At 64.0% G+C, this 17,365-nt stretch carries 17 protein-coding genes; 6 read left to right on the top strand and 11 right to left on the bottom strand.

Annotated elements, in window-relative coordinates; translation table 11 throughout:
• Positions 1-13: 13 nt before the first annotated feature.
• Positions 14-742 (bottom strand): sulfite exporter TauE/SafE family protein, encoded by a 729-nt coding sequence (locus SO180_RS09735; RefSeq protein ID WP_449378585.1) that lies wholly within the window; start codon positions 740-742, stop codon positions 14-16.
• Between the two features lie 273 nt (positions 743-1,015).
• Between SO180_RS09735 and SO180_RS09730 the strand changes: the two genes are divergently transcribed.
• Positions 1,016-1,384, top strand: a complete 369-nt coding sequence (locus tag SO180_RS09730) for a GFA family protein (RefSeq protein WP_449378584.1) — start codon at positions 1,016-1,018, stop codon at positions 1,382-1,384.
• Positions 1,385-1,696: 312 nt separating this feature from the next.
• Here SO180_RS09730 and SO180_RS09725 read toward each other — a convergent pair whose 3' ends face one another.
• A complete protein-coding gene (locus SO180_RS09725; protein WP_449378583.1) occupies positions 1,697-1,939 on the bottom strand; it encodes a DUF1127 domain-containing protein in 243 nt (80 codons plus the stop codon).
• 154 nt (positions 1,940-2,093) lie between these two features.
• On the opposite strand from SO180_RS09725, the gene SO180_RS09720 reads away from it, so the two are divergent.
• Complete coding sequence (locus SO180_RS09720) at positions 2,094-3,659, top strand: winged helix-turn-helix domain-containing protein (RefSeq protein WP_449378582.1); 1,566 nt, start codon at positions 2,094-2,096, stop codon at positions 3,657-3,659.
• A 27-nt stretch (positions 3,660-3,686) separates the two neighbouring features.
• Here SO180_RS09720 and SO180_RS09715 read toward each other — a convergent pair whose 3' ends face one another.
• Positions 3,687-4,457 (bottom strand): exodeoxyribonuclease III, encoded by a 771-nt coding sequence (locus SO180_RS09715; RefSeq protein WP_449378581.1) that lies wholly within the window; start codon positions 4,455-4,457, stop codon positions 3,687-3,689.
• 40 nt (positions 4,458-4,497) lie between these two features.
• Between SO180_RS09715 and SO180_RS09710 the strand changes: the two genes are divergently transcribed.
• On the top strand, positions 4,498-4,716 hold the full coding sequence (locus SO180_RS09710) for a cysteine rich repeat-containing protein (RefSeq protein ID WP_449378580.1): 219 nt from the start codon (positions 4,498-4,500) through the stop codon (positions 4,714-4,716).
• A 168-nt stretch (positions 4,717-4,884) separates the two neighbouring features.
• On the opposite strand, the gene alr is transcribed toward SO180_RS09710, so the two are convergent.
• The 3 genes from alr to SO180_RS09695 all read right to left on the bottom strand — a co-directional run bounded on the left by alr (position 4,885) and on the right by SO180_RS09695 (position 9,734).
• Positions 4,885-6,168 carry an alanine racemase gene (gene alr / locus SO180_RS09705; protein ID WP_449378631.1) on the bottom strand — a complete coding sequence of 428 codons (1,284 nt, stop codon included), beginning with the start codon at positions 6,166-6,168 and terminating at the stop codon, positions 4,885-4,887.
• Between the two features lie 46 nt (positions 6,169-6,214).
• Positions 6,215-7,726 (bottom strand): replicative DNA helicase, encoded by a 1,512-nt coding sequence (locus tag SO180_RS09700; protein ID WP_449378579.1) that lies wholly within the window; start codon positions 7,724-7,726, stop codon positions 6,215-6,217.
• A gap of 757 nt (positions 7,727-8,483) precedes the next feature.
• Entirely contained in the window at positions 8,484-9,734 is a 1,251-nt protein-coding gene (locus SO180_RS09695; RefSeq protein WP_449378578.1) for a class I SAM-dependent methyltransferase, read from the bottom strand.
• 275 nt (positions 9,735-10,009) lie between these two features.
• Here SO180_RS09695 and SO180_RS09690 point away from each other — a divergent pair, with 275 nt between their 5' ends.
• Positions 10,010-11,065 carry a hypothetical protein gene (locus tag SO180_RS09690; protein ID WP_449378577.1) on the top strand — a complete coding sequence of 352 codons (1,056 nt, stop codon included), beginning with the start codon at positions 10,010-10,012 and terminating at the stop codon, positions 11,063-11,065.
• A 185-nt stretch (positions 11,066-11,250) separates the two neighbouring features.
• Here SO180_RS09690 and rplI read toward each other — a convergent pair whose 3' ends face one another.
• The 4 genes from rplI to rpsF form a co-directional block, all read right to left on the bottom strand.
• On the bottom strand, positions 11,251-11,856 hold the full coding sequence (gene rplI / locus SO180_RS09685; RefSeq protein ID WP_449378576.1) for a 50S ribosomal protein L9: 606 nt from the start codon (positions 11,854-11,856) through the stop codon (positions 11,251-11,253).
• A 47-nt stretch (positions 11,857-11,903) separates the two neighbouring features.
• Positions 11,904-12,878: a YybS family protein gene (locus SO180_RS09680; RefSeq protein WP_449378575.1), complete on the bottom strand. Its 975-nt coding sequence runs from the start codon at positions 12,876-12,878 to the stop codon at positions 11,904-11,906.
• Between the two features lie 128 nt (positions 12,879-13,006).
• Positions 13,007-13,246 (bottom strand): 30S ribosomal protein S18, encoded by a 240-nt coding sequence (gene rpsR / locus SO180_RS09675; protein ID WP_007592020.1) that lies wholly within the window; start codon positions 13,244-13,246, stop codon positions 13,007-13,009.
• A 5-nt stretch (positions 13,247-13,251) separates the two neighbouring features.
• Positions 13,252-13,719: a 30S ribosomal protein S6 gene (gene rpsF, locus SO180_RS09670; protein ID WP_449378574.1), complete on the bottom strand. Its 468-nt coding sequence runs from the start codon at positions 13,717-13,719 to the stop codon at positions 13,252-13,254.
• Between the two features lie 493 nt (positions 13,720-14,212).
• On the opposite strand from rpsF, the gene SO180_RS09665 reads away from it, so the two are divergent.
• Positions 14,213-14,917: a TetR/AcrR family transcriptional regulator C-terminal domain-containing protein gene (locus SO180_RS09665; protein WP_449378573.1), complete on the top strand. Its 705-nt coding sequence runs from the start codon at positions 14,213-14,215 to the stop codon at positions 14,915-14,917.
• A gap of 3 nt (positions 14,918-14,920) precedes the next feature.
• Complete coding sequence (locus SO180_RS09660; protein WP_449378572.1) at positions 14,921-15,946, top strand: fatty acid desaturase family protein; 1,026 nt, start codon at positions 14,921-14,923, stop codon at positions 15,944-15,946.
• Here SO180_RS09660 and SO180_RS09655 read toward each other — a convergent pair.
• Complete coding sequence (locus SO180_RS09655; protein WP_449378571.1) at positions 15,943-17,196, bottom strand: diguanylate cyclase domain-containing protein; 1,254 nt, start codon at positions 17,194-17,196, stop codon at positions 15,943-15,945. The genes SO180_RS09660 and SO180_RS09655 overlap by 4 nt on opposite strands.
• Positions 17,197-17,365: the final 169 nt, after the last annotated feature.

Here is a 17,365-nt window from a genome sequence, read left to right as displayed (position 1 = left end):
TGGTGAATCGGTGTCAGGGGGATTGCGTGGCGTTCCATAGCATGGAGAGTCCCGCCGCGACCATGATGGCGTCCATCACCAGGCGGAACACGTCTGGTTTCATGTGCAGCACGAAGCGCTTGGCGATGAAGGCGCCGAACATCAGTGAGGAGCCTGCGATGAGGCCCTTGATCGCGACGTCGCCGGTCAGCGCCCCGAAGCGTTCGAATGTCACGGATTTCGACAGATAGAGGCCGAGCGAGGAAGCGGCCTCGGTCGCGAGGAACGCGCCCTTGGTCAAGCCATAGAACAGGAACAGCGGCACGCTGAGTGGTCCCGTCGAGACCACGATGCCGGTGAAATAGCCGATGATCGCGCCGCCGATCGCCAGATGCCAGAGGTTGGCTCTCAGGTCGTGCCGCGCCAACCAGTGCCGCGCCGGCACCATCGCGATCAGGAAGATGCCGATCGCAAGGTCAACCGCGTGCGAGGGCAGCGCCAGCAGCGTCCGCGCGCCGAGCGCTGCGGCGGGAATGCCTGTGATGGAATAGGCGGCACAGGCCTTCCAGTCGACCTCGCGCCACCAGGCGAGGATCCGCGACAAGTTCGCCATCACGGCCGCGACCGCCATGATCGGAACGGCTTCCTTTGGCCCGTATTCAAAGACCAGTACCGGCATCAGCATGATCGACGAGCCCGTGCCAACGATGCCGGAAATGGTGCCGGCGATCAGGCCGACGATGAGGACGAACAGGAAGGCCAAAAGGGAGAGCTCCGGGAATCGGGGGAGTGTAGCAATTCTCGCTCCAGATCGGACCGGCTCGCCTCGGTAACAAGAAATCTGGAAATCAACCCCATGCAAAGTAGCCAGGCTGGACTTCGCGCTCCGCGAAACTCTTCGGGGACACAGGCCGGTGTCGCCCGGCGGGGCGCTGCCTGCAAACCAGGCAGTGCGCCGCAGCACATGCTGACAGCATGTTGGCAGCAGGCCTCGGCTACGACCATCTCCTGACATTTTCGAGAGAGGGAGCGGGTCATGCCGGTCGAAGGGAGCTGCCATTGCGGTGAAACGGTGTTCGAGGTCACGGAGCCGCCGGCCAGCGTGACGCGCTGCACTTGCTCGCTCTGTGCCAAGCGCGGCGCGCTGTGGGCCTACTACACGCCGGCGCAGTTCCGCTTGCTCTCTCCGCAGGAGAACGTCGCGACCTATCAATGGGGTAGTCGCACCGTCAAACATCATTACTGTGCGAGCTGCGGCTGCGGCACCTATTCGGAGTCGCCGGACTGGTCGACCGGCAAGCCCGACTTCGACAATCCCAAGGTCGCGATCAACGCGCGCCTGTTCGACGACTACGATCTCGATGCGGTGCCCGTGAACGTGATCGACGGTAAGAATTTGTGGTGACGGCACGTATCGTTGGCTGATGGTACGGGCAGAATGCGCGGAGGATATTTTTGGGCTTCAATGACCAAAGTAGACGAAGAACATGGATACGATTGCTCCGTACAAGACCGAACGTAGAAGGACACTCGAACGGCGCCATCTTCCTTTAGTCGAGGCCATGTTCGGTCTAAGCCAATATTGCTCGTACCAATCAGGCTGAACGCGAAATGCGCGCATCGCGGTTTGTTCGAATTGACTTGGGTGAGACTCTCTCTGCTGCATGACACGCCTCTTTTGCGGCCCGTTCGTTTTGAACCGGGCGCGCGGTCTTCCTCACGGCGGGACGACGGCGCTGCGCGGGTCGGAGGCGCGATTGGAGGAGACGTAGTCGATCTCGCCACGCCCGATACCGAGATCGAGCAGCTCCCGGTCACTCAGACCGTCTAACCTCGCGCACAGCTTTGCGCGTGTGCGCCATTCGCAAAATGCATCGCGGCAATTGGCGAGGACAGCGAGGCCGAGCCGCACCGTCACAAAATTCCGCCGTGGCTCGAACGCGTTGAAGGCCGTTGTCATCGGGGTACCTCCCGGCGTCGTTTCGCACGGTCTAGGATGTCCGGACATGGCGGGGCACGCTTGACAGGCGGCTTACATTTTCCTTACCGGCGGCTTATTCTTTCGCGTCAGACCGTGCCGTGGCGACCTCGAAGGGCAACCGAGGGAATGTCCCTTGCGCTATTTGTTCGAGCACTACGCGTTCGACACCGACCGGCGCGAGCTCCGTCGCGGAGCTGATGTGGTGCCGACAGCGCCTCAAGTTTTCGATCTGCTCGATTACTTGATCTGCAACAGGGAGCGCGTGGTCAGCAAGGAGGACGTTGTCAACGCCATCTGGAAGGGACGTATCGTATCCGAGGCGGCGCTGACGACTCGCCTCAACGCTGCGAGAAGTGCGATCGGCGATACCGGCGAGGAGCAGCGCCTGATCAAGACGTTGCCACGAAAGGGCTTTCGTTTCGTCGGCACGGTTCGCGAAGAGAGCCAGCCTTCGGGCGCGGCAGGGATCTCAGTCCGTCCCATGGGATCGACGGAGGCTGTCCTTCCGCCCGACAGGCCCTCGATCGCGGTTTTGCCGTTCGAGAACATGAGCGGCGATACTGAGCAGGACCATTTCACGGATGGAATCGTCGAGGAGATCATCACTGGGCTGGCCGGCTTCCAGTGGCTGTCGGTAGTCGCCCGCAATTCGAGCTTCGCGTACCGGGGGCGTGCCATCGACGTGAGGCAGATCGGTCGCGAACTCGACGTCCGCTTTATCCTGGAAGGTAGCGTGCGCAAGACGGGGGATCGTATTCGCATAACCGGTCAGCTCATCGACACGGCGACGGGCACGCACGTCTGGGCCGATCACTTCGACGGCGGTCTGGAACATGCTTTCGATCTGCAGGACCAGGTGACGGCCAGCGTGGTCGGTGCGATAGAGCCCGCCGTCCTGCGGGTCGAGACCCGGCGCGCGACACGCAAGCCTGCGGCAACGGCGTGGGAGCGGTTGATGCACGGATTTGCAGTACAAAGACGATTGACCAGGGAGGCCAACGCGGAAGCGCTGCAAATCTTTCGGCGGGAAATACAGCTCGACCCGGAGTCAGCGGCGGGCTATGCGTTCGCCTCGCAGTGCTACACTTGGGCGAAGTCGTTCGGTTGGTTCAGCGATCACGCGGCCGAATCCGCTGAAGGTGCGCGACTTGCTCGACGCGCGCTCGACCTCGGGAGGGATGATCCGCTATTCCTGACTGCGGCCGGTTTTGGTCTGGCCTATCTTCAAGGTGATCTCGACGTTGCAACGGATGCGGTTGCGCGCGCGCGGGCGCTCAACCCGAACTCTCCCGCCGCTTTGGGTCTGCATGGATGGATTCACGTCTGGCGCGGCGAGCCCGAACTTGCGCTGGCCAACGTCGAACGCGCCCTGCAGTTGAGCCCTTCCGACGTTTTCTCCTTCGCATGGTGGTGCGTCGGTTCCTATGCGCATTTTGCCTGCGGCAGAAATGACGACGCACTCTCATGGGCGGAGCGGACGTCGCGGGAACATCCCAGCTACCTTCCGGCCGCAAGGATGATTGTCGCCAGCGCCGCGCTCGGCGGTCGGCCAGAGAGCCCTGAGATGTCGTTAGCCCGGCTGCGTCAGCTCGATCCGATGCTCCGTCTTTCGAATCTTGGGGAGCAAATGCCGTTTCGCCGCGCCGAGGATCTCGCCAGGTTGACGGATGGCCTGCGAATAGCAGGGCTGCCCGAGTAACGGCCCAGCGGATTTGCGAGCACGCACCTAACGTAGCGCGACCCATGCCGGCGCGTGGTCGCTCGCGCCGTCTTCGCCACGGATCTGCTTGTCGACGCCGGCCTTGGTCAGGCGCGGGGCCAGGGCAGGGCTGAGCAAGAGGTGATCGAGACGCAAGCCGGCGTCGCGTGGCCAGCGGTTTCGTTTGTAGTCCCAGAACGTGTAGATCCGCTTGTCCGGATGCAGCGTGCGGAGCGCATCGCACCAGCCTTGCGCAACGAGTGATTTGAACGCGGCGCGGCTCCTGGGCTGGATCAGGGCGTCCTTGTCCCAAGATCTCGTTGGATAGATGTCGAGCTCGGTCGGCGCGACGTTGTAATCGCCGGCGAGCACGACCGGCAGATCCTGCTTGAGCAAACTTTTTGCGTGGCGTTTCAGGCGCGCGAACCAGTCGAGCTTGTGGTCGAATTTCGGTCCGGGCTGCGGGTTGCCGTTCGGCAAATAGATGCTGGTGACGATGATGCCGCGCACGGCTGCCTCGATGTAGCGCGCCTCGAGGTCGTCAGCGTCGCCCGGCAAGCGGTCGCGGGTCAACACGGGCTCGGCGTTGCGCGCGAGAATGGCGACGCCATTCCACGTCTTTTGCCCGCGCCAGACCGCGCCGTAGCCGGCTTTCTCGATTGCAGCGGCCGGAAATTCGCCATCAGTGGCCTTCAATTCTTGCAGTGCGACGACGTCAGGATTCGCCCCGTGCAGCCAGCGCAGCAGGTTGGGCAGGCGACGGTTGATGTTGTTGATGTTGAATGTCGCAATCTTCATGTAGAGCTGATGGCTCCTCACGCCCCATACCGGAGAGACAATGTCCAAGTTGAACTTCGCCGTTATCGCATTCGCCGTCGCGCTCTCCGGGTCCGCGCTGGCACAATCGTCCGATCCGCGCGGCGCCTGCAAGGCGGATTATGACAAATTCTGCGCCGGCATTGCGCCTGGCGGCGGCCGCATCGTCGCATGCCTCAATGGCAAGCGTGACCAGCTCAGCGATACCTGCAAGAAGGCACTGGACAGCAGGAAGAAGTAAAGTCTCGTGTCCCAGACGCGGCGCAGCGCGCCTGGCGATGCGGAGCATCGTCCAGTGCGGTGCGCAGAGCGGGGGCCCATCTCACCACAAATGCTGACCCCGGCTCTGCAGGCGCACTAGCCGCGAAGAGCGGCGCATTGCGCTGCGTCCGGGGCACGAGACCGTTGGCTAGGTCGGCAGTGGCGGCGGGCTTGCCGGCTGCTCCACGAGTGGCGGCGGCGCAGCGACGGACGCCTCCGCGGGCGGGGCGAGAGCCGGCTGTTCAACCGGCGCGTGCACATTGCCGCCCTTGTAGACTCGGGCATACCGGTGGCCGAGGCTCGTCAGCACCTCATATCCGATGGTGCCGAAATGATGCGCGAGCTCGTCGACGGTGATGCCTTCGCCGAGCAGCGTCACCATGTGGCCGCGTCGCACGGCATTCGGTGGCAGATCGGTGATGTCGATCGCGATCAGATCCATGGAGACGCGGCCCGCGACCGGACAGCGCTTGCCGGCGACGATCACCTCGGCGCCGCGGGTGCCGTCATTGGAGCTGGCGGCGCGGAAATAGCCGTCGGCATAGCCAACCGCGATGATCGCGAGCTTCGTGGGGCGTCGCGCGCTCCAGGTGCCGCCATAGCCGACCGTCTCGCCGCGCTCGATGGTGCGGATCTGCACGATGCGGGCCTTGAGATCGACCACCGGCTGCATCGGATTGTCGGCCTCCGGCGTCGGGTTGACGCCGTAGAGCGCCGCGCCCGGCCGCACCAGGTCGAACTGGAACGGGGCGCCCAGGAAGATGCCGGAGGAATTGGCGAGCGCCGCGGGCACGCCCGCGAATTCGCTTGCGATGGTGCGGAAGGCTGCGAGTTGCTTGGCGTTCGCCGAACTGTTGAGCTGCTCGGCGGAGACCAGATGGCTCATCACCAGCGTGATGCCGTGATCGCCGGCATTGATGCGCGGGATGATCGCCTGCGCCTCCTGGAGCGTCAGCCCAAGCCGGTTCATGCCGGTGTCGATGTGGATGGCCGCGCCGCCGGTCCAGCCCGTGCGGCGGCAGAACACATCCCATTCGGCGAGCTCGTTGAGATCGCCGATCACGGGACGGCAATCGATCTTGGCGTAGTGCTCGCCGGTGTTCTGGAAATAGCCGCCGAGCACATAGATCGTCGCGGTCGGCACCGCCGCGCGGGCGATGCGCGCTTCCTCGATCGTTGCGACGAAGAAGGTCTTGCAACCCGCTCCGTGCAGCGCGCGCGCCACCGGCTCCGTGCCGCAGCCATAGGCGTCGGCCTTGATCACGGCGGCGCATTCGGCCGGCACCGCGGTCTTCTCGAGCTTGCGCCAGTTGGCGACGATCGCGTCGAGATCGACGGTGAGCACGCCGCCATACGCGGCAAGCGCCGCGGCCTGGTTGGCCTCCGTTGAGAGAAAGCCGTTTTGCGGAATCATGTTCGGGTCCGACGGGATTGTCACGGCGCCGTTTTACGCAAGAGGCTGGTTTGGTTCAAGGAACTCAGTAGTCGTTGTTGCTGCGCTCCGGCAGCTGACTGTCAGGGGCGAGGTCGCCGAACCGCGTGACCGAGGCCTCGAACGCCAGATCGACGGTGCCTGTCGGGCCGTGGCGCTGCTTGCCGATGATGACTTCGGCCTTTCCGTGCGCAAGACCCATGTCAAGCTGCCACTTCTCGTGTTCAGGTGTGCCCGGGCGTGGCTCCTTCATCGCGAGGTAATATTCCTCGCGATACACGAACAGCACGACGTCGGCGTCCTGCTCGATTGATCCGGATTCACGCAAGTCGGACAGCTGCGGCCGCTTGTCGTCGCGGGATTCGACCTGGCGCGAGAGCTGGGACAGCGCGATGACGGGAACGTTGAGCTCCTTGGCGAGCGCCTTCAGGCTGGTCGTGATCTCCGTGATTTCCTGCACGCGGCTGTCGCTGGCGCGCTTGCCCGAGCCCGACAGGAGCTGGATGTAGTCGATCACGAGGAGATCGAGGCCCTTCTGGCGCTTCAGCCGGCGCGCGCGCGCCATGAGCTGCGCGATCGACAGGCCGCCGGTTGCGTCGACATAGAACGGCAACGACTGCAGCTCGATCGAGACCTCCCGGATCTTGTCGAAATCGGCTTCCGAGATGCCGCCGCGGCGGATGTGGGAGGAGGGAACGCCGGTGCGCTCGGCCACGATACGCGTGGCAAGCTGGTCGGCCGACATTTCGCAGGAGAAGAAGCCGATTACGCCGCCATTGGCGGCCTTCATGGTGCCGTCGGCCTGGAGTTCCGGAACGTAGGCTCGTGCGACATTGTAGGCGATGTTGGTCGCAAGCGACGTCTTGCCCATGCCCGGGCGTCCGGCCACGATGATGAGGTCGGAGTGCTGGAGGCCGCCCATCTTGGTGTCGAGGTCGCGCATGCCCGTGGAAATGCCGGACAGCTTTCCGTCGCGCTGGAATGCCTTTGCCGCGAGATCGACGGCGACCGCCAACGCCTGCGAGAACTTCTGGAAGCCGCCATCATAGCGGCCGGATTCGGCGAGCTCGTAGAGGCGCCGCTCGGCATCCTCGATCTGCGCCCGCGGTGCGAAGTCGACCGGCGCGTCATAGGCCACATTGACCATGTCCTCGCCGATGCCGATCAGGTCGCGCCGCAACGACAGATCGTAGACGGTGCGGCCATAGTCCTGGGCGTTGATAATCGTGGTCGCTTCCGCAGCGAGGCGAGCCAGATATTGCCCGATGGTCATGCCGCCGACGTCGGTATCGGCGGGCAGGAATGTCTTCAGCGTCACCGGGGTCGCGATCTTGCCCATCCGGATCAGGCTGCCGGCGGTCTCGAAGATGGTCTGGTGCAGGGGTTCGAAAAAGTGCTTTGGCTCGAGGAAGTCGGAGACGCGGTAGAAGGCGTCGTTGTTGACCAGAATCGCGCCCAGAAGGCTCTGTTCCGCCTCGATATTGTGCGGCGCGCTCCGGTAGGCTGGGGTTCCGGCCTCGGGCGCGAGTTTCAGGACGGTCGAATCAGTCAGGGCCATGGTTGGAGGTGCTTAGCAACTTTTCCGGCGAGATGCGGGGCGGCGATAAAGCGCCGACAACACGCAAAGCGGAAGCGAAAGCTGGTCGCTATCAACCGGTCTTTAAAATGGTGGATGATTAGCAGCCGCAGCATGCGCGATGCTTGACTGATGTTTTGCGGAATTGGCCTCGGCACCTTGATCTCGCTCAGGCCGGCCCGCGGAAAAATCCGGATAATGTGAACCTTATACGGCGGCGCGCAGACCTATTTTGCAGGCGCGTATCGTGCGGCGCGTTGGCCGGCCGACTGTTCAGACGATCAGGAGGTAGACCAGCGCAACCAGAGCGGCGGCAACGCCGGTGGCGATCAAGGCATAGTCGGTGCGGAGATCGTCCTGCACGTCGAAGGAGGTTTGGATCTTCTTGCTCATGGGGGACGGTCTAGGACAATTCCGACCGCCACTTTGTGAAGCAGATCACAGACCCCCGGATTCTTTCGGGCAAGGGCCGGAACCGGTCGGCGGGTAAGGAATTGGTCCGGTCCGCGACCGTCAGGAGACGAGGCGACAATGCGGCAGGAGCTGCAGACTTGGCAGAGCGAGGCGGGCAGTCGGATCTGGCTGTCGGCGCTGATTGCTGCCATGGAGGACGCCTCCCGCCCCGAATCCGAGAGGTCCAAGCTGCCGGCCGAGACGTTGGCGCAGTTCCGAGCGCAGCTCGCGCTCCCGGCTACGCTTTGTCCAGCCTCACGGCTGCGCCACTAGCCCTTATTGTTCATTATTCGCCCGCCAGCTTCAGCCTCGGCTTGCTGGCGCCTTCAACGCCGCGTAGCCGGGCCTCTTCATGCCCGATATAGTCGCGGGTCACCGGGACCACGCCCTGGCGTCTGGTGAGCTGGATCTGGAAGTTCATCATGCCCTGCTTGCGGAAGGTCATCTCGCAGGCGGCCAGATAAAATTCCCACATCAGCGCAAAGCGCTCGTCGTAGAGCTGCACCGCTTCCTCTCGCCGCGCCATGAAGCGTTCGCGCCAGGCCCTCAGCGTCTCCGCATAGTGGAGGCGGAGGATCTCGATGTCGCAGACGAGGAGCCCTGCGCGCTCGATTGCGGGCAGCACCTCGGACAGCGCCGGGATATAGCCACCGGGGAAGATGTATTTGGCGATCCAGGGATTGGTGGAGTCCGGCCCCTGCGAACGGCCGATCGAATGCAGCAGCATGACGCCTTCCTCGGCGAGGAGCTCGGCGCAGCGCTCGAAATAGGTATCGTAGAACTTGACGCCGACATGCTCGAACATGCCGACCGAAACGATGCGGTCGAACGGACCGTCGATGTCGCGATAGTCCTGGAGCAGGAACCGGGCCGACCGGGTCAGGCTCTTCTCGGCAGCGCGGGCATTCGCAACCTGCAACTGCTCGGTCGAGAGCGTGATGCCGGTGACGTCGGCGCCTGCGATCTCGGCGAGGTAGAGGCCGAGCCCGCCCCAGCCAGAGCCAATATCGAGCACGCGCTGACCGCGTTTGATGACGAGCTTTGCCGCGAGATGCCGCTTCTTGGCGAGCTGGGCGTCGTCGAGCGAGGTGTCCGGCGTCTCGAAATAGGCGCAGCTATATTGCTTGTCGGCGTCGAGGAAGAGCGAATAGAGCCGGCCGTCCAGATCGTAGTGATGGGCGACATTGGTCCTGGCACGGGTGCGCAGGTTGAACTGCTTCAAATGCCGCGTCAGGTAGCGCAGGTGCCACTGGGGTTTGGCCCACTGCGGCAATATTTCGGGTTGATCCAGGAGGATCGCCAGGGCATCAGCAATCGTGCCTTGCTCGACGACGAACTCGCCGTCCATATAAGCCTCGCCGAGCCCGAGCTCGGGATTGAGCAGGATCTTGCGCTGCGCCTCCGTCGTCGCGAAGCGGACTGCCACATGTTGGCCGGAGCCGTCGCCGCATGTGAATTTTGCGCCACTTGCGGTCGTCACCGTCATCGATCCGTGGCGGATGAACTTCGTCAGGAAGCTGCGCAACAAACGGTCCATAGAACCACCCTGTCGAGCGAACCCGAAAAGATGCGACTAACCCCCGTCGTCACACCGACGCATCGGAACTGCATTGGTTCCTATGCATTTGCATGGGAACGTAATCAGCACGTTCCCGACCTGCTATTGCGTTGTGTTCAAAGCCGATGTTCGCAAAACGCGCGATCACATCCTTGCGTCACGAGCGTGCTTCCAATTGCAGCGCAATCGGCTAAAAGGTGACCCGCCGCCGGCGCCGGCTGGCCTTCTTGCGTATTTTCAATGGAGATGACGGGATGTCGAGCCGAGCGCTCAACCTCGCGACGGTGTTGCTTCTGATTGGCCTTGGCGCTCCAGAGGCTGCGTTTGCGCAGGCGACGAATCTCGAGGCCGGTAAGAGTCCGTCCCAGATCTTCGCCCAGACCTGTAACGCCTGTCATAAGTCGCCGCGGGGACTGCTCAAGTCGGTGCCGGCGGGCTCGCTGCCGGGCTTCTTGCGCCAGCATTACACCACGAGTTCCGACATGGCGGGCGTCCTGTCCTCCTACCTCGTCTCCAACGGTGCGACCGACACGCGCTACCAGTCCAAGGACGGCAAGGACAAGAAGGACGGCGGCAAGGAGAAAGAAGCCAATTCCAGCGCCACGCAACAGCCCGAGCATCCCAGCCGGCGTCAGCATCAGGACGCGGCGAAACCGGAGGGCGAGGGCGCTCCCGTGTCCGAGACCGGACGTGCCGGTTCGAGGCGGATGGCGCGGCCGAGCGAAGAGGGGGCCAAGGATGGTACGAAGGATGGTGCCAGGCCCGATGGCCAGGCGACCAATGAGCGCGGTCCCGAGGGGCGCAAGTCCAAGCAGCGCATGAGCAAGCGCGGCAAGCCCGAGCCCGAGGAAGCCCCGAAGGCCGAGACGCCCAAGGGCGAAACGCCCAAGGAAATGCCTGCCGCCGCCGAATCGCCGACCACGGACAAGAAGAGCGAACCCAAGAACGATTCCAAGAACGATACCAAGAACGACAGCGCCAAGGTCGATACCGAAGCCAAGCCCGACAGCGCCAAGGACAAACCGGCGGAGAAGCCGGCCGATAAGCCTGAGAGCGCCAAGGTCGAACCTTCGACCAGCCAGACTCCCGCGCTGCGGCCCGATCCCGTGCCGGAGGTGACGCCGGCTCCGCTCTCCGCTGCAAAACCGGCCGAGGCTGCGCCTGAGCAGAAGCCGGCGGACACCGCGGCGAAGCCCGCCGATGCCTCTTCAAACGGCAACGGCGCCTCTGCGCCGGCGGCGGCCAAGCCGCAGGATGCGCCGGCTGCGGCCGAGCCCTCCGGCTCGCCGGTCCCGCCGATCTCCCGCTAAAGAGACTTTCATCTCGTCATCGCATCGGAGGCTGCTCATTGCGGCCTCCGCGTCGTCCTGACTGAGAAGCGCATACCGCGACCGCGCTGGCCTCGATCGCGAAGCTGAGCGCGGACGTTGCCGCCGAAACGAAAAGCCCGGCCGCATAGGCAGCCGGGCTTCCGTCTGTCGTGTGAGCGCGAGGCTTACTGCTCGGTCGCTTCCGCGGCCGGTGCCGGCGCGACATCGTCGTGCTGGGCTTCCGGATCGAAGAACTCGCCGGCGGCGGCGATCGCCTCGGCGGCCGCGTCGCGATCCTCGTTGCGGGTCGAGATGTCCTCGCCGCGGTTGATGCGCTCGGCTTCTTCCTGGCTGCGCGCAACCGTCACGGTGACCTCGATCTCGACCTCCGGGTGGACGGCGATGGTGATGGTGTGCTTGCCGATGGTCTTGATCGGCGCGTCGAGCTGAACCTGCGGGCGGGCGAGCGAGATGCCGTCCGCTTCGAACGCCAGCACGATGTCGCGCACGGTGACCGAGCCGAACAGCTGGCCGGCTTCGGAGGCCTGACGGATCACGGTGATGTTCTTGCCTTCGATCTTCTCGGCGACCTTGGACGCCTCGCCCTTGGCCTTGAGATTGCGCGCCTCGAGCTCGGCTTTCATGCCGTCATACTTGGCGCGGTTGTCGTTGGTGGCGCGCAGCGCCTTGCCGCGCTTGAGCAGGAAATTGCGGGCATAGCCGTCGCGAACCTTCACGACTTCGCCCATCTGGCCGAGCTTGGCCACGCGTTCCAGCAAAATGACTTCCATAATCGTTCTCCTTTTGAAGTGATGTGAGTTGGATCTTCGGGTTGAACTTAAGGGGTCGGCAGTGGCGGTGGCCGGTTGCGCAGGAAGCGCTCGCGGAAACCGAAGACGGCATCGGCAAGCCCGAGTACGATCATCGCGATCACGGGCCATCCGAGCACAACGACGACGGCGTAAGTCGAGCCGAGCCAGAAGGCGCGGCTCTTCAGCGCAAGCGTCAGCGTGTGCAGCACGGCGAACCCGGTCAGCGCGTAGGCCATCATCAGGGCCGCCGTGATGATCTGCGCGGCGAGTGCGATCAGCCCGCCGGCGAAGCAGAAGGCGATGGCGATGCACAGTACGGCGAGCGTCATCGACGGCAGCTCGGCGGTCATCAGCGCGGGCCAGGGACGGCGCAGCCGTCCCGACGTCGCGGTCACCTTGGCCGAGAGCCAGAGGTTGAGGGTGAGCGTCATCATCGACACGATGGTGGCAACGGCCGGTGCGACGGTCGCCAGCGCATCGATGAACTGGTCGGTATCGCCGGAGACTTGCGGATCGGCCGAGCGGAGGATGCGCATCAAGCCGCGGCGCAGCGAGGTCGCGATGCCCTCGGCATCGCTGCCGAGCGTGAGCAGCGCCGCGATCGTGATCAGCGCGGCAAAGCCCGCAATCCAGAGCAGGATGCGCCCGACCGGGTACCATTCGATCTCAGGTTCGGCCGGCGGCTCTGCGCCCGCGGTGATCACGGCAGGCGTAGTATGACGGCCGAGCAGCACGAGATGGCCGAGCCACCAGGCCGGCAGCGCGACCGTGACGACGAAGGCGAGGCAGTACGGCAGGCCGAAAATCGCGCCGAGGCCGGTCGCGGCGGCGATGCCGCCAAGGCTCGCACAAAGCGGTCCCCAGCCGATCGCGGCAACCATCAGCGGCAAAGGCGAGAGGTAGAACAGGACGAGCGAGATCAGCGCGCCCGAGACGATCGAGGCGAACATCAGGGCCGACGCAGCGCCGGCGATCAGGGCAATGAGTACGAGTGCCATCATCAGCTGTCCCGCTCCCTTCGAGCGGTTAGAGGCATTTCGCCCCAACCATCGGCGACCGGACGACCCGGAAGCCTTATGAGTTTGAATGATACGACCGGCGGCCTTAGGGCCGCCGGTCGAAACGTCGTTTAGCGGATCACGTAGGGCAAGAGGCCGAGGAACCGCGCGCGCTTGATGGCGCGGGCGAGCTCACGCTGCTTCTTGGCGGACACGGCCGTGATGCGGCTCGGCACGATCTTGCCGCGCTCGGAGACGTAACGCATCAGCAGCTTGGAATCCTTGTAGTCGATCTTCGGCGCGTTGGCCCCCGTGAACGGGCAGCTCTTGCGGCGACGGAAAAACGGACGGCGTGCACCAGCTTCAGCCATTGTTCTTACTCCCCATCCGTCGTTTCAGCTTCGTCGCGCGGACGGCGCGGGCCGCGGTCACCACGGAAGCCGCCTTCGCGGTCGCCGCGGAAGCCGCCTTCACGCTCGCCGCGGAATCCACCACCGCGGTCATCGCGCTCGCGATCACGGTCAGCCTTGCGCATCATCGCGGAGGGACCTTCCTCCAGCTCCTCGACGCGGACGCTGAGATAGCGGATCACGTCTTCGCTGATGCGCTCCTGGCGCTCGATCTCGGCGATCGCCGCGGACGGCGCGTCGATGTTGAGCAGCACGAAGTGCGCCTTGCGATTCTTGTTCATGCGGTAGGTGAGGGAGCGCACGCCCCAGTTCTCGGTCTTGGTGACCTTGCCGCCGAGACCCTCGACGATCCCGGTCATCTGGGTCGTCAACTCTTCAACCTGCTGCGGGCTCGCGTCCTGACGCGCGAGAAAAACATGCTCGTAAAGAGGCATGGAAGTCCTTTCCTCATGTTGGCGCTTCACCCGGCGTCAAGCCCTTAAGAGGCCTTCGGAAAGGACTCTGGGATTAAGCTCAGAAGGCGGAAACACGGGACGACGGGCCGACTGGCCCTGCCACATCAAAATCAACAAGTGAATTTGCTGAGACCGTCCGTTCAGCTCCCGGCCGGGGTCTGCGGATGGCGCGCTTTATACGGATTTTGGCCGGCTTGGCAAGGTTTGGCACGCAGGTTTTGGAGACGCGCGTAGCCAACACGATTGTAGCGGTTCCGGGGCGGGAACACCGCGCTTGTACGGAATCCACAGATTTTATGGAAAGTTGTAGGCTTCTAATTGCCGGGGCTGAATTTCATCTCGAAACCATTTTTACCGGCAAGGGGCCGCTCAGGAGCGGCCCCTTTCGATTCCAGGGCATTCCAAAGCTGCACCTTCCTCTGGCTTGATTTATTTGTTTGTATAGCATACAAATAAATGACGAGAGGAGCCGATGGCCAAATCCGTCAAAGGTCCGGTGGAAGCGCCTCGGGGCGACCCAAAGCATGCTGTCCGGGCCACCCGTTCTGCGGGGCGCAAGATGCGCTCGCTGCTCCTCGATGCGGCCAGTCCGTTGTTTAGGGAGCAGGGGCTTTCCGGGACATCGATTTCCGACATCGCGACGGCCGCGAACGCGTTTCCGAGCCAGATCACCTATTACTTCCGCACCAAGGAGGCGCTGTTCGTCGAATGCGCCTGCCGCGATCTCCTATATCTGGCGCGCGCCACCGAGCAGGCGGCACTGAAGGCGCACACGCCAGAGGCCTACACGCGTGCGCTCGCGCAGACGGTCACGGCGACCGATTCGGTGGCCTTCTTCGCCGAAGCGCTGACGTTGACACGGCGGCGACAGGATCTCGCGCCGCTGGTCGAGCGCACCATCGAACGCCTGCACACCGAGGGCGCGCGCGCCTATGGCGCCCAGGTCGCGCGCCATGGCTGGCGGACGTTGCGCGCGCCCGACGAGAGCTCGCGCAGGTTCTGGGCGGTGGCGATTGGCGTCATCGTGGAAGGCTACGCGATGGGCCGCTCGCCTGATGAGCTGTGCGCAGAGATGCTGCGCGTGCTGGGCGAGCAGGCGAAATCGGCAGGCGATGCGGCGCGCCTGCGGCTCGTCGGGGATCGCGGCGCATCAACACCATCGGACGGGGAGGGTTAGGCCATGACCGCGCTTCGCATGCGTGCCCGCGATTTCCTGACCGAGGACCAGCTCGTCAACGTGCGCGAGCGCGTCACCTGGAAGGGCGTGGCACTGATCGCGCACGCCTGGGCGCTGATCGCGGGTGCGATCGCACTGGTGGCGTGGTGGCCGAATCCGCTGACCTATGTTCTCGCGGTCGGCATCATCGGCTCGCGTCAGCTGGGCCTCGCGATCCTCATGCATGACGGCGCGCATGGCTGCCTGTCGCCGGATGAAAAGACCAATCTGGCGCTGAGCCAGTGGTTCTGCGCCTATCCGGTCTTCGCCGAGACGCGCAGCTATCGGCGCTATCATTTGCAGCACCATGCGCGCACGCAACAAGAGGATGATCCCGATCTCGTGCTGTCGGCGCCGTTCCCGATCACCAGGCTGAGTTACCGCCGCAAGTTCATCCGTGATCTCACCGGACAGACCGGCTACCAGCAGCGTAAGGCACAACTGCTCAATGCGCTCGGTTCGAAGGATTGGCCGTGGTCGCAGCGCGCGGCGCATTTCTCGGAGAAGCTCGGGCCGCAATGCGTCACGAATGCGCTTCTGTTTGCAGTGCTCGCGGCCGCCGGCGTGTGGTGGGCCTATCCGCTGCTATGGCTGGTGCCGCTTTTGACCTGGCAGATGGTCATCACCCGCATCCGTAACATCGCCGAGCATGCGGTCGTTCCCGACAGCCACGATCCCTTGCGCAACACGCGCACCACGCATGCCAATTTTCTCGAGCGCCTGTTCATCGCGCCCTATTACGTGAACTATCATCTCGAGCATCACCTCTTGTTCTACGTGCCCTGCTACAATTTGCCCAAGGTGCATCGCCTGCTGAGCGAGAGCCGGCATGCTGACCGCATGGAGGTGCAGCCGAACTATCTCGCCGTGTTGCGATTGGCCACCGCCAAGCCAAACCGCGATGATCGTCCCGGGCAATTGGTCAGCAGCGTTCGCCGCGCACGGGCGGGTGCCGAAGTCGGCGCGGATCAGAAGGCCGGCGGGTTCTAGTCGGCCAGCGCGACGCTTTGCACCGCGGGGACAAGCGGCACCTCTTCGGTGATTTCTTCGACGCCGGAGGCGTGGATCACGAAATCGCCCTTGCCGCGACGCTTGGCCTCGTACATCGCGCGGTCGGCCGCGCTCAGCAATTCGTCCGCGGTCACGCCGTCGCGCGGCGCGGATGCCAGGCCGATGCTGGCTCCGACACGCGCAGTGGGCGCAAACTCGAACGGCTCCGAGACCCGCGCGATGATCCGCCGGGCAATGTCGGCGGCCTCGGTGTCCGTGATGTCGGGCAGCAGGATCACGAATTCGTCGCCACCAACGCGGCACACGACATCGGCCTCACGCACGCTGGCGCGCAGGCGATCTGCGACGGCGACGAGGACGGCGTCGCCGGCCGCATGTCCGAGCCGGTCATTGACGCCCTTGAAGTTGTCGAGATCGACGCAAAACACGGTGAGCTTCGCGGCTGATCGTGACGCGACCTCCGGCCATGGGCCGTCAAGCAGTTTCGAAAACAGCTTCCGGTTCAGGGCGCGATTGGGAAGACCGGTGAGCAGGTCGTGGTGCGCCATCTGACGATTGTTGCGCTCGGAGCGATGCAGGTTGAGCAGGATCTTGTGATTTTCAAGCAGCAGGAAAATCATCCCCGCAGTATAGACCGGCGTTTGCAGGCCGACGATGAACAGGAAGGGGATCGGCGACAGCATCGTGGCCACCGCAAAGGGCAGCGTCAGGATGCAGATCATGAGGATTCCATAACGCGGCGTCCCGGCGTTGCCCGAGGCAATTCCACCGGTCAGGTTGGCGAGGCCGACGCCCGCAGTCAGGACCAGCGGCAGCTGTCCCGATGCGACGCATTGATAGCAGCCCGCGGAAATTGCGATCACCGATAGCAGGCCGACCCAGACCGGAGTGCCGCTCGCGGCGCCTGGCCCGTTGGCTTTTGCCCGCGCGGAGGCCTTCGTCATCAGGCAGATTCGGGTGCAGCCCAGGACGATTTCCGCCAGTACCCAGGCATAAGCCCATGCAGCGCCGGTCAGAGCCGCGGCGAGCGATGCGACCAGCAGGGACGCCAGGACCGCCACCAGGAGCGTCTTGGTCTTTTTCGTCCTCTGCTGAAGAAACTCGTTCCGGATGTCGTCGAACTGAGAGGTCGGGCCGCTGAGCAACCAGTCGACGCAGCTGTGCCACCACAGCCGAACTCGTGCGGCAGCGGAGGAAGCTGTCGATATCAGTGTAGCGACGGATGCCATGGCCGCAATTTCGGCAGTGGGTATTTAAAGGGACTTAAAATGCACCGTCGAGTTCCCGACAGCGTAAACGTTTTGCCTGCATGGGCAGCCCACGACCGCGTGGCGGGCCGGGAGGGACTTGACCCGGCCGGTGGGCGTAATCTGTCAGCGATCCCCATCCAGGACGTCG

This window comes from Bradyrhizobium sp. UFLA05-112 (genome assembly GCF_053572325.1).
The sequence above is the reverse complement of the archived record's forward strand: the minus strand, read 5'-3'. Positions and strand labels throughout refer to the sequence as shown.

Excerpts from the sequence above, each read along its gene's own strand:
- SO180_RS09655 (WP_449378571.1), bottom strand. The coding sequence starts at position 17,196 with ATGGCATCCGTCGCTACACTGATATCGACAGCTTCCTCCGCTGCCGCA.
- SO180_RS09695 (WP_449378578.1), bottom strand. The coding sequence starts at position 9,734 with ATGGACCGTTTGTTGCGCAGCTTCCTGACGAAGTTCATCCGCCACGGA.
- SO180_RS09690 (WP_449378577.1), top strand. The coding sequence starts at position 10,010 with ATGTCGAGCCGAGCGCTCAACCTCGCGACGGTGTTGCTTCTGATTGGC.
- SO180_RS09700 (WP_449378579.1), bottom strand. The coding sequence starts at position 7,726 with ATGGCCCTGACTGATTCGACCGTCCTGAAACTCGCGCCCGAGGCCGGA.
- SO180_RS09680 (WP_449378575.1), bottom strand. The coding sequence starts at position 12,878 with ATGATGGCACTCGTACTCATTGCCCTGATCGCCGGCGCTGCGTCGGCC.
- SO180_RS09725 (WP_449378583.1), bottom strand. The coding sequence starts at position 1,939 with ATGACAACGGCCTTCAACGCGTTCGAGCCACGGCGGAATTTTGTGACG.
- SO180_RS09730 (WP_449378584.1), top strand. The coding sequence starts at position 1,016 with ATGCCGGTCGAAGGGAGCTGCCATTGCGGTGAAACGGTGTTCGAGGTC.
- SO180_RS09665 (WP_449378573.1), top strand. The coding sequence starts at position 14,213 with ATGGCCAAATCCGTCAAAGGTCCGGTGGAAGCGCCTCGGGGCGACCCA.
- SO180_RS09715 (WP_449378581.1), bottom strand. The coding sequence starts at position 4,457 with ATGAAGATTGCGACATTCAACATCAACAACATCAACCGTCGCCTGCCC.
- rpsF (WP_449378574.1), bottom strand. The coding sequence starts at position 13,719 with ATGCCTCTTTACGAGCATGTTTTTCTCGCGCGTCAGGACGCGAGCCCG.
- SO180_RS09710 (WP_449378580.1), top strand. The coding sequence starts at position 4,498 with ATGTCCAAGTTGAACTTCGCCGTTATCGCATTCGCCGTCGCGCTCTCC.
- rpsR (WP_007592020.1), bottom strand. The coding sequence starts at position 13,246 with ATGGCTGAAGCTGGTGCACGCCGTCCGTTTTTCCGTCGCCGCAAGAGC.
- rplI (WP_449378576.1), bottom strand. The coding sequence starts at position 11,856 with ATGGAAGTCATTTTGCTGGAACGCGTGGCCAAGCTCGGCCAGATGGGC.
- SO180_RS09660 (WP_449378572.1), top strand. The coding sequence starts at position 14,921 with ATGACCGCGCTTCGCATGCGTGCCCGCGATTTCCTGACCGAGGACCAG.